The sequence below is a fragment of the Sphingobacterium sp. IITKGP-BTPF85 genome (assembly GCF_001006065.1).
GTDB classification, from domain to species: Bacteria; Bacteroidota; Bacteroidia; order Sphingobacteriales; family Sphingobacteriaceae; genus Sphingobacterium; species Sphingobacterium anhuiense.
In genome coordinates this window covers 1-11,273 of the sequence record NZ_ASZT02000161.1, presented here as the reverse complement: position 1 = coordinate 11,273, position 11,273 = coordinate 1, and the positions used below count along the sequence as shown (strand labels likewise).

The window sequence follows — 11,273 nt, the reverse complement described above, 5'->3', positions numbered from 1 at the left end:
TGCCGAATCCCTTATGGTACAAATCGACTGGAGTTTTACAAAATGCATCGCGGACACATACTTAAAATGGCCTGAACGTGGAAGGCTGATTTACATTCCCATGCGGCATTTAGGTAAACGTAATTATTACGATTATATTCAGCGAATGGTCGACTCATTACAAAATCAAGGGTTTGTTGTATTTTATGAAAGTATTGCCTACCAAGTGGATAGTGCCCAACAAAGAGATGTATATGATCGAAAGTTTCGAAAATTAGTAGGACACGTAATAGGTAGTACCAAAGTCTATGAAAAAACTTCCGATACAACAAAAGTATTAATGGCTCCACTTTATAAAAATCTCGGAAGTAGAATCATCCAACAGCCCCAATATTCGTTTTTTAAAGTTGATTATAATACAGCAGTTATTGCAGATATTCCCAAAAATGAACTTTTGGACGAATTTGAATACAGCTATGGTGATATTATTCTTGATTCATGTGACTTGAAAACTCCTTTAAATGAGCCTTATACTTGTAAACCTATAAAAGCAGAGTTTAGAAATATTTTCGACCGGGAATTTATAATGAAAAAAAGAGAACAAAATTTAGCAGCTTTGGTGGCGGATGCTTCACAAAAGAAAATTCTAATTATGTTTGGGGCCGCGCATTACAAAGGCTTTCTCAAATATTTGAAAGAGCGTAACCCGGATTGGATAAATGTAAAATAAGAAAATATGGAGAAATTGTTTATTGTTATTTTGGTACCCGCTGTTATATATCTCGTGTATTACCTTTTAAATAAAACGGAGAAAAATAGCAAAGCCATCAGGCGTGTTCTGAGTAAAGAGGGAAAAGATATTCTTTTGAAAGAAGTACAGTACTATCGAAATTTGAACGAAGCGGATAAAATTGAATTTGAAAAGCGCTGCTTACATTTTTTAGATCATGTATCTGTAGAAGGAATTGGTGTTGAAGTTTCTTTAAAAGATTATATGTTAGTAGCGGCAAGTGCTATAATACCTGTTTTCGCTTTTAAAAATTGGAAATATGCAAATTTAACAACTGTACTGCTTTATCCCAATACTTTTAATCAAGATTACCAGTTCGAAGGCAGTCAGGGGCGCAATATTTTAGGAATGGTAGGCGAGGGGTCCATGAACGGTCAGATGATTTTATCAAAAGAGGCTCTTGAAGCTGGTTTCTCAAATACAAAGGACGGCCAAAACACAGCCATTCATGAGTTTGTCCACCTGTTGGATAAAACGGATGGTGAAGTCGATGGATTACCGCAATTTTTGATAGATCATACGTATAGTCTAGCCTGGTTAGAAATGATTCGTAAAGAAATTTTAAAAATTCAGGAAGGTAAATCTGATATCAATCCGTATGGCATTACAAATCGGGCGGAGTTTTTTGCCGTTGCTTCCGAATACTTTTTTGAAAACCCTGAACGGCTTAAAAATCATCATCCAGAGCTTTACAAAGCATTAAGTATGGCATTTCAGCAAGACCTGAGTCCTGCTTAATCATGTTGCCTGGTTGTTAGGGGATTACTATTCAATAAATGTATGGTTATCTCTTAAGTAAAGAATAGACTTGAAAAAAAAGCTCTTCCATATGATGAAGAGCTTTTTATTGTCTTATTAAGCGATCTTTATTAAAACCTATATCGCTTCTAAAAGTTGTTTTTCATGTAGTTCAAAATATTGTCCTTTTAAGTTCATAAGTTCATCATGAGAGCCTTCTTCCGCAATTCTTCCCTGATCCAACACAATGATTTTATCGGCATTTTTTATTGTCGATACACGATGCGCTATAAACACACATGTCTTTCCTTTCATAATACGGCTTAGGGAAGTCAATATCTGTTCTTCCGTTTTGGTATCTACGGCAGACAGACAGTCATCAAAAATCAAGATCTTAGGTTCTTTAATTAAAACCCGCGCGATGGAGACACGTTGCTTTTGTCCTCCAGAAAGCGTGATTCCACGTTCCCCAACCGAAGTTTCAAAACCTTGATCAAATCCCATTATATTTTCATAGACTGCGGCATCTTTCGCTGCCTGCTCGACTTGCTCCTGTGTAAAGTGGTCTAGACCAAATGCGATATTGTTACTGATCGTATCTGAAAATAGAAAAACCTCCTGAGGCACAAAGCCTGTTTGTTGCCTTAGATCCTGAAAATCTAGCTTTGTGATAGCAGTGTCGTCATATTTGATGGCCCCCTTGTCGATATCAAACATACGAAGCAGTAAATTCGCTAAAGTCGATTTACCCGATCCCGTTTTACCAATGATCGCCAGTGTTTTCCCTGCAGGAATATGAAACGATAAATCCTTGATCGCTTGAATCCCCGTTTCAGGATAGGTGAATGAAATGTTTTCAACCTTTAGATCTCCTGTAAGTACTTTTTTAATTTCGCCGTTAATAATAGGAGACTCGGTATTTAAAAATTCGTTGATCCGTTTTTGCGATGCTGAGGCGCGCTGTACCAGTGAAGTTACCCAAGCTAAAGACATAGCAGGGAAAGTCAATTGGTTGACATAAATGATAAACTCAGCAATATTTCCCGCAGTGATGGTACCTTTTGCAACTTCCAAACCACCCACATAAATGGTTATTATGGTGCTTAAACCAATTAATAATAGAATTAGCGGAAAGAAGACTGCCTGTACTTTGACAAGTGATAAAGCCGTATTCCGATAGATGGTACTCTCTTCTTCAAAAGAATCCATTTTATATTTTTCTCTGTTGTATGTTTTAATGACTCTGATACCTGCAAAGTTTTCTTGAACAAAAGACGCTAAACGTGCCAGTTGCTTTTGAATTTTCTCACTTCTTTTATTGATGATCTTATTTACAAATAAAATAACAGCAGAAAGAATAGGGATAGGGATAAGTGCATATGTCGCTAGACGGGCATTAACATCATACATAGCATAAATCACCATGATCGATAAGACAACGGTATTGATGGCATACATAATAGCAGGGCCGAGGTAATTTCTGACCTGGTTGACATCTTCCGTAGCCCTACTCATAAGATCTCCCGTGTTATTTCTTCTAAAAAAAGCAAAATCTAGTTTTTGATAATGTCTGTAGATTTCATTTTTTAAATCATACTCAATATGGCGAGATGTCAGAATGATTGTCTGGCGCATCATAAACAAGAAAATACCACGAAGCAGAGACAGTAATAAAACTACCCCACCGAAAAATAGCAAACTAGATCCAAAAACTTTATAAATCAATTCTTGTCTTTCAAATCCGTGGTAGAGTTTATATAAATAGATATTCTCTTGTACCAGATCAAAAGCTTCTCGAATTACTTTTGCAGGAAGGATACCGAAATAATTGGAAATTATAACAAAAATTACCCCAGGAACAAGCTTCCAGCGATATTTGTAAAAATATTTATTTAAATAAGTTAACTCTTTCATATGATAATACAAATGTAAAACTTATTCGGCATTTAATTTTCTATTTTACGAACTTATACTGTCACAAACAGTTCATAAGTTTTGTATTTATTTTGAAAGAAAAATTTAGTGTGAAATATATTTTCTACTTTTGTTCCCAAATTACCATAAATAAAACTTGAAGCAGAATTTTATGTCAGCATCTCAAACTCCAATTTTCGAATTATTGGGACAATTTGGTCACCAGAATTTGTTTTTTTGTAATGATGAAGTAGTTGGTTTGAAAGCAATAGTTGCGATTCATGACACTACATTAGGTCCAGCAATAGGCGGTGTCCGCATGTTGCCATATTCCAGTACAGAAGAAGCTATCGAAGATGCTCTTCGTCTTTCTAGAGCAATAACTTACAAATCAGCAATCACGGGCCTTAATCTAGGTGGTGGTAGTGCCGTGATCATCGGTAATCATCGTATAGATAAATCTGAGGTTTTGCTGAGACGCTTAGGACAATTTATTGAGGGCCTAAATGGTAATTTCATCGCTTCGATCGATGTAGGTATCGGTCAACGCGATTTGGAACATATTTTTACAGAAACTTCACATGTGGCAGGCTTGCCTAAAGCGATCAATGGCGGGGGTGATACTTCAGTCTTTGCGGCACAAGGCGTACTCTATGGTATTAAAGCTTCCTTAAAAGAACTATACGGTTCAGACAGTTTAGCGGGACGTAAAGTTATCGTGCATGGTATAGGAAGTGTTGGTGAGCGTTTGATCGAAATGTTACGTGATGAAAATTCGCGCGTATATGTAAGTGATATTACGGAAGACCGGATGTTGAAAACAGCAGCAAAATACAAAGTTGAAACCATTGCTTTCGATAAAGTTTTTGATTTTGACTGTGATGTTTATGCACCTTGTGCATTAGGGGGGACTGTTAATCCAGAAACTGCCGCAAAAATGCAATGTAAAATTATTGCTGGTGCAGCAAATAACCAATTGAAGGATGAATTGGTTACGAGCAACATCCTGCATGAAAGAGGTATTTTATATGCACCGGACTATTTAATTAATGCAGGAGCATTGGTTAGTTGTTATTCCGAAATACAGGGCTATGGCGCTGATCATACCGAGTTTGTCATTAAAAATATATACAACGCAACACGCGAAGTATTACAAAAATCAAAACAAGAAAATATTTCTTCGTTCCAAGCTGCTAATCAAATCGCAGAAAAACGTATCTTTGACATTCGAAAACTCAAAAGATAGAGAAAACAAACAAACAAAACAATCGTTCTTACATACAAATCGTTCTTTAAAATACTATGTTAAATAGAAGACACCTAAGGGTCAAAGTAGTGCAGACGCTTTATGCGTACAGTTTATCTGAAGATAAAGATATCAAAGCCTTTGAAAAGGCATTATTGCAAAATGTGGATGAAGTGTACGAAATGTACATTTGGACTTTAAATCTCCTGGATGAAGTGGCCGATTATGCATTGATAGATGCAGAAGGTCGTGCAAATAAGTTTTTGCCAACAGAAAAAGATTTATCGCACAACACCAAACTAAGTAGCAATACTTTTATCGAGTCTTTAAGACAAAATCCGCAGTACGCAGAAGGAGTAAAGAAATACGGTGTTTCTTGGAACTTTGATCCTGAAATCGTTCGTACAGTATTCGCTCAATTGAAGCATTCTGAAGATTATGCATATTATATGCAGTCATCAGATCGTTCGATTGCAGTGGAAAAAGATATTATTAAGTTTATCTTCAAAAAAATTATTTTAAAGTCCCCTGTTATTGAACAGGTTTTTGAAGAGAAGTTTATCAACTGGACGGTCGATAAGGAAGTTTTACAAGCATTAATTGCCAAAACATTTAAAAACTTCAGTTCAGAAGAACCGAGACAAAATAAACTGGCAGAGCTTACGCAGAACTGGTACGATGATAAAGATTTCATCTTAAATCTGATTGCAAAAACAATCCGATATACAAATGAATATCAAAAAATGATTACCGAGAAAACAAAAAATTGGGAATCAGATCGTATTGCATTAATCGATACTTTATTAATGCGCATGGCTATTTGCGAATTGGTGAATTTCCCTTCTATTCCGGTAAAGGTTACAATTAATGAGTATATTGAAATCTCAAAAGTATTCAGTACACTGAAGAGTAATACCTTTATTAATGGTATTTTAGATAAAATTTTAAGTGATTTAAATCAAGATGGCCGTATTCAAAAACAAGGTCGTGGATTGAATAATTAAAAATATTGATATGAAAAAAATGAACTATTCACTGCTTTTAGCATTCGGTATCTGGACTTTAAGTTCATGTGGTACCAGTAACAAGAGCGAAAATACAAGTTCAGATTCCGTAAATGCAACAGCAGATACATCTGTAAATACAGAAGCTGCAGCTGGTGCAATCGGTACTATCGAATTTGCAGAGCCTGCATTTGACTTTGGACAGATCAAAGAGGGAGCTGAGGTTACACATACTTTTACGCTGAAAAATACAGGAAATGCACCTTTAATTATTTCAGAAGTTAGAGCTTCTTGTGGATGTACACAACCTGAGTTTTCAAAAAGTCCAGTTCTTCCAGGTAAGACCTCAGATATAAAGGTCACTTTCAAAAGTGAGGGTCAGGTGGGTAAGCAGCAGAAAATTATTACCATACACTCTAATGCTTCAAATGGGTTGACGACAGTTCAGCTGAAAGGTGAAGTATTGGCAGCTAAATAATAAAATATAACAAAGATACATATGAACACAGTTTTTTTACAGGCAGCGGGCTCAGGAAGTAGTTTAATGAGCTTTTTACCGATGATTCTTATCGTGGTTGTTTTTTATTTCTTTATGATTAGACCTCAGATGAAGAAACAAAAAGATCATAAGAAATACATTGAAGAATTAGGTGTTAATTCTCAAATTGTAACAAATGCGGGTATTCATGGTCGTATTGTTGAAGTTTCAGAAACAACGTTTTTAGTTGATGTGGGTTCTGGTGTTAAAATTCGTTTTGACAAATCAGCAGTAGCTTTAGATGCTTCTAAGGCATTGAATGCAAAAGCATAACACAACAGAAATTCCAGAAGGCCGATCTTACTAAAATAAGATCGGCCTTCTTATTTAATCACATTCAAATTGCCCTATATTTCATCAGGATATGAAATACAAAATGTTTAAGTTTGTAGTATGGCAAATATTATTCGTATCAGTAAATCACAAAAAAGGAAATTAATCACATTCACGCGGTGTGTTCTTATTTCTTTATTTGCCTGGCTGTTATTTTCCATCTCAAATGAATATGTTATTACTGTTAAGGCAGGAATTGAATATGTAAATTTGCCAGAAAAGCGTGCTTTTCATCCGCAACAATCGGATACTGTCAATATTAAGTTAAAGATGACCGGCTGGCAGGTGTTGTTTTCAAAAGTAAAATCGCAAATTCCGACGGTGCATGTTGATATCAGCGGTTTAAAAAATAAAAATTGGATCGTTTTCTCCAATCAGATCGGTTTCATTAATCGTCAGTTCCCACATGAACAGCTAGTGGTTTCCGTAAGTCCTGATACCCTTTATTTTGATTTTTCAAAACAGACACAGCGTAAAGTGCCTGTAAAAGCAATGGCAGATATTCAATTTAGAAAGCAATATGGTTTTATAGGGGAGACGCTCGTGAATCCCAAATATGTGACAATTTCTGGTCCTTATGAGGATGTGGCGAACATTGAATATTGGGAAACAGATACAATCAGAGGAAAAGATGTATCAACAGATTTAAGAACAGTAGCCTATCTTAATAAGAATCAAAGGGCGAACATCAATGTGTATCCAACTTCAGTTGAAGTACTGATGCCAGTAGGCGAATTGACGGAGAAAATTATAGAACTACCTTTAAAGGTTGAAAATAACACACATTTTAAGTCGGTAAGAACGATGCCTAGTAAGGTTGCAATTACGGTTCTGATGTCTGTAAAGATTATAATAATTATACTGCCCGGGATTTTGAAGCAGTTGTTGATATCAATGATTGGGAAGAAGCAAAAGTCAAATATTTACCAGTTATTTTGACTAAAGTTCCTGATTTTTGTTCTGTTCTGAGAATAGAACCTCAGAATGTTGATTTTTTTGTACGGAAGTAATATGGGAATAAAAGTAGGAATAGCTGGCGGTATCGGTTCAGGAAAAACAATCATATGCCATGTTTTTAAGGTTTTAGGTATTCCCGTTTACAATGCGGATCTAGAAGCAAAATTGATCATGAATAAGAGTGATCAAGTGCGATTGGCAGTGATGCAGGAATTCGGTGATGAAGCCTACAGTAATGGCGTGTTAAACCGAGCGTTTCTCGCAGCTCAGGTTTTTAACGATGCTGCTAAGCTTGCGCAATTAAATCGCATCGTTCATCCGGCAGTCATTCAGGCAGCGGAGGATTGGGCTGATGCACAGACAGCTCCATATTCGTTAAAAGAAGCATCTATCTTGTTTGAAAGCGGCTCTTATAAAAAAGTTGATTACAGTATTTTGGTTACAGCTCCGATAGAAATACGCATTGCTAGAGTAATGGAGCGCGATCAGGTTACTAGAGAGCAAGTCCTTGCGCGGATGAATAATCAGATGTCTGACGAAGAAAAGACTAAATTAGCGGATTTTGTCATTATCAATGACGGCATTACCCCAATAATTCCACAAGTGATGGCATTGCACCATCAATTTCAGAAATAAATTTTTATGTTAAATATATTATCAGACTTTCTGGTTCGAAGACCAGAAGGATATTATTGTCAATATGGTGACTTCTATATTGACGCAATGTTACCCGTGCCGGTAGATGTTGTCTCTCACGGTCATGGAGATCATGCAAGACCCGGTCACGGTATTATTTACTGCACAGCTGTTACAGGCGCTATTATGCATTATCGCTATGCGCAGCAGCCACTATTAAGCTACCGAAAAATAGATTTTAAAAGTAGTTTTCACATTGGCCAAGTTGAATTAACCTTTATTCCAGCAGGACATATTTTAGGATCTGCTCAAATTTTGATGGAGTACAAGGGGGTGAGGTATCTATATACTGGAGATTACAAATTGCAGGAAGATGAAACCTGCGAGCCTATAGAGATTGTACAAGCAGATGTACTGATTACAGAATGTACTTTTGCCGATCCAGATGTTATCCATCCTGATCCCATTGCGGAAATAAAAAAACTAAACGAGCAACCTTTTAATATTCTCTTAGGAACATATGCACTTGGGAAGGCACAGCGGTTGACCGATCTGATTAATAAACATTGCCCTGATCGAAGAGTACTGGTTCATCACGGGATACTGCCACTTCACCGTATTTATGATGATCTGGGGCCTAAAAAGCTGGTGTACGAGCAGTATAATCGACGGGAGATGAAAGTGGGCGAACCTAATAAGGTTTATATGGTACCACCTATGACATTCAATAGTTATATTCGTGCCACCAACGTTGTCCGTGCTTTTGCATCCGGATGGAAGAGGTTGCAGCAACATAATGATCTTTCGCTCTTCATATCCGATCATGTGGACTGGAATGACATTTTGTATTTTATTCAAGCGGTAAAACCACAGGAGGTCTGGACACTGCATGGAGATGGCCGAATATTAAAACAGCATTTTGAAGGTAATCTCGATGTTCGTGATATTTATTAATATCTTATTGTCAACTATTTAATAGCATTTATATAAAAATTTTATTTATATAAATGCTAAAATTTTGCTAAGAATTTCTTTTTGATTTTTGTAGAAAAATGCAGACAACAACTCCAGATAATACGAGAATTAAACTAAAAGGAAATATATAATTCATGCCAAATTGCTTTGCCACCAATCCTACAAGTGGACCGGAGATGCCTAGTGAAATATCAATAAACAAACCATATGCGCCCAAGGCCGCACCTTTGTTTGCGCTCGAAGCACTTTTTACAGCTTCTACTCCTAACGCTGGAAAAACCATTGAAAATCCCAATCCTGTAATAGCCGCACCGATGATGGTTACAAAAGGTGTAGGGGCAAAGGAGATTAATAATAAACCAACACTTTCGATCAACATGGAGTAGAGGCTATTTTGACGCCTCCAATTTTATTAATGCTTCCCGTGAGGACAAATCGACCTAAAACAAACATTGTACTGAAGCAGGTGATACAAATTGCAGCATTCTCCCAACCTTTATAATTATAGTACAGGGTAATGAAGGTTGATATCGTTCCAAAACCTATACCCGCCAATGCGAGTCCTGTCCCAAAAGGAGCAACAGATTTGAGAACCGAAACAAACGAATTCCGAACCTCTTTCGATATAGCATACAGTGCTTTTTTATTAATGGTTGTAATAAGACCAATAAGCCCGACCAAGGTAGTTAAAAGTGCGATAGACCAATTGCCTAGGTGCAACGACATTAAGACGCCTAGCGGAGCTCCTATGGCCATTGAGCTGTAATTGAAGATTCCGTTGTATGAAATTGCGGTACTGGTATGTTGTTCTCCAACACGTAAGATTGCCCAGTTGATCGGACTGGCACCGACCATTCCTTCTCCACAGCCAGTAAGTAATCGGGAGACAGCCAACAAACTTAAAGCAAGAAGCGGAGATGAGCTATTGGAGAATGCAGCCCATAAAAGTATCCCTGTAAGGATAAAGCAGATCATACTGATGATGATAGCAGGCTTAGGCCCATTTTTATCCACAATTGTCCCGGCATAAGCACGCATAAAAAAGGTCATAATATATTGTGAGCCAATTACTGCACCAGCGATTATGGTATTGAATCCCAAAGTTTCATGGATGAATATAGGAAGGACTGCTAACGAAAGACCAATGGTGAAGTAACCGTAGAAGGTTAGAATGGCATAGCTAGCAATCTGAAAGCGGTAGTCCTGCGCCGCTTTTTGTAAAGATTTGGATAACATGCTGCAAAGGAAGCAAACCTAAAGGGGATAAAAAATAAAAGCCAATATTCTGCATCAGAATATTGGCTTTTATCGTTAATCAATTAAAGTTGATTACCACCCTTTGATCGCTCCGCCTTTGAAAACTTTTTTAGCGATGGCTTCTACTTCCGGTGATTGATAAGCTTCTATAAATTGTTTGATACGCTCATCATTTCTATTATCCTCTCGCGATACAATTAGATTCACATAAGGTGATTCTTTGTCTTCAGCAAATAAACCTTCTTTTTCAGGGTCTAAACCAGCCTGAGCAGCAAAAGTATTGTTAATAATAGCAATGATAACCTCTTTGTCATCTAAAACCCGTGGTAATTGGGGAGCTTCAAGCTCCATAATATTTAATCTCTTCGGATTTTCTATGATATCTGTCTTTTTTGGCAGAAGGCTACATCATCTTTTAATTTTATTAATCCTTCTTTTTGAAGTAACAACAGCGATCTGCCCCATTCGTTGGGTCATTAGGAATGACAATAGTTGCTCCTGGCTGTAATTCATTGATTGACTTTATTTTTTTAGAATAAGCAACTATAGGAAAGACAAAGGTATTGGCGACTGCGGCTAATTTATATCCGCGCTGTCTCGATTGTTCTTGAAGATAAGGAAGGTGCTGAAATGAATTAACATCAATATCACCTTGGTTCAACGCTTCATTAGGGACTACATAATCGTTAAAAGTTACAAGCTCGACGTCAAGATTAAATTTTTCTTTTGCCACCTTTTTTGCCTCTTCAGCAATGTCTTGCTCTGGACCGGCGACAATTCCTACTTTAAGGACTTTTGAATCTGTTTTTTTCCGTTACAAGCTGTTAAGCCAAATAGAGCCAATGCTACAACGCAAATTTTAGAATGTAATCTCATAGTTTTTTAAAATAGATGTTAACGATGATT

Annotated in this window: 14 protein-coding genes; 9 read left to right on the top strand and 5 right to left on the bottom strand. The window is 36.9% G+C overall.

From position 1 onward, the window contains the following. Together L950_RS21750 and L950_RS21745 are read left to right on the top strand one after the other, a co-directional pair. Positions 1 to 709, top strand: a 709-nt coding sequence (locus L950_RS21750; protein WP_231577772.1) for a hypothetical protein, incomplete at its 5' end; no start/stop codon positions are given. A gap of 6 nt (positions 710 to 715) precedes the next feature. Next, complete coding sequence (locus L950_RS21745) at positions 716 to 1,507, top strand: zinc-dependent peptidase (protein WP_021189223.1); 792 nt, start codon at positions 716 to 718, stop codon at positions 1,505 to 1,507. A gap of 138 nt (positions 1,508 to 1,645) precedes the next feature. Here L950_RS21745 and L950_RS21740 read toward each other — a convergent pair whose 3' ends face one another. Continuing rightward, positions 1,646 to 3,421 (bottom strand): ABC transporter ATP-binding protein, encoded by a 1,776-nt coding sequence (locus L950_RS21740; RefSeq protein ID WP_021189222.1) that lies wholly within the window; start codon positions 3,419 to 3,421, stop codon positions 1,646 to 1,648. Positions 3,422 to 3,593: 172 nt separating this feature from the next. On the opposite strand from L950_RS21740, the gene L950_RS21735 reads away from it, so the two are divergent. The 7 genes from L950_RS21735 (at position 3,594) to L950_RS21705 (ending at position 9,089) form a co-directional block, all read left to right on the top strand. Continuing rightward, complete coding sequence (locus L950_RS21735; protein ID WP_031287814.1) at positions 3,594 to 4,667, top strand: Glu/Leu/Phe/Val family dehydrogenase; 1,074 nt, start codon at positions 3,594 to 3,596, stop codon at positions 4,665 to 4,667. A gap of 56 nt (positions 4,668 to 4,723) precedes the next feature. Further along, positions 4,724 to 5,671 (top strand): transcription antitermination factor NusB, encoded by a 948-nt coding sequence (gene nusB, locus L950_RS21730; RefSeq protein WP_021189220.1) that lies wholly within the window; start codon positions 4,724 to 4,726, stop codon positions 5,669 to 5,671. A 19-nt stretch (positions 5,672 to 5,690) separates the two neighbouring features. Then, a complete protein-coding gene (locus L950_RS21725; RefSeq protein WP_231577771.1) occupies positions 5,691 to 6,149 on the top strand; it encodes a DUF1573 domain-containing protein in 459 nt (152 codons plus the stop codon). Between the two features lie 21 nt (positions 6,150 to 6,170). Beyond that, complete coding sequence (gene yajC / locus L950_RS21720) at positions 6,171 to 6,482, top strand: preprotein translocase subunit YajC (RefSeq protein ID WP_021189218.1); 312 nt, start codon at positions 6,171 to 6,173, stop codon at positions 6,480 to 6,482. Between the two features lie 120 nt (positions 6,483 to 6,602). Next, entirely contained in the window at positions 6,603 to 7,481 is an 879-nt protein-coding gene (locus L950_RS21715) for a hypothetical protein (RefSeq protein WP_231577770.1), read from the top strand. A 72-nt stretch (positions 7,482 to 7,553) separates the two neighbouring features. Then, positions 7,554 to 8,135 carry a dephospho-CoA kinase gene (gene coaE, locus L950_RS21710; RefSeq protein ID WP_031287811.1) on the top strand — a complete coding sequence of 194 codons (582 nt, stop codon included), beginning with the start codon at positions 7,554 to 7,556 and terminating at the stop codon, positions 8,133 to 8,135. Positions 8,136 to 8,141: 6 nt separating this feature from the next. Continuing rightward, positions 8,142 to 9,089, top strand: coding sequence for an MBL fold metallo-hydrolase (locus L950_RS21705; protein ID WP_021189216.1), 948 nt, complete (start codon positions 8,142 to 8,144; stop codon positions 9,087 to 9,089). Between the two features lie 67 nt (positions 9,090 to 9,156). On the opposite strand, the gene L950_RS34325 is transcribed toward L950_RS21705, so the two are convergent. The 4 genes from L950_RS34325 to L950_RS36855 all read right to left on the bottom strand — a co-directional run bounded on the left by L950_RS34325 (position 9,157) and on the right by L950_RS36855 (position 11,100). Then, on the bottom strand, positions 9,157 to 9,489 hold the full coding sequence (locus tag L950_RS34325; protein WP_231577769.1) for an MFS transporter: 333 nt from the start codon (positions 9,487 to 9,489) through the stop codon (positions 9,157 to 9,159). Continuing rightward, positions 9,483 to 10,346, bottom strand: coding sequence for an MFS transporter (locus L950_RS21700; protein ID WP_231577768.1), 864 nt, complete (start codon positions 10,344 to 10,346; stop codon positions 9,483 to 9,485). Before L950_RS21700 ends, L950_RS34325 begins: the two co-directional genes overlap by 7 nt. Positions 10,347 to 10,439: 93 nt before the next feature. Beyond that, positions 10,440 to 10,718, bottom strand: a complete 279-nt coding sequence (locus L950_RS36860) for a MetQ/NlpA family ABC transporter substrate-binding protein (protein WP_316930730.1) — start codon at positions 10,716 to 10,718, stop codon at positions 10,440 to 10,442. A 73-nt stretch (positions 10,719 to 10,791) separates the two neighbouring features. Then, complete coding sequence (locus L950_RS36855; RefSeq protein ID WP_316930729.1) at positions 10,792 to 11,100, bottom strand: MetQ/NlpA family ABC transporter substrate-binding protein; 309 nt, start codon at positions 11,098 to 11,100, stop codon at positions 10,792 to 10,794. Between the last annotated feature and the right edge of the window lie 173 nt (positions 11,101 to 11,273).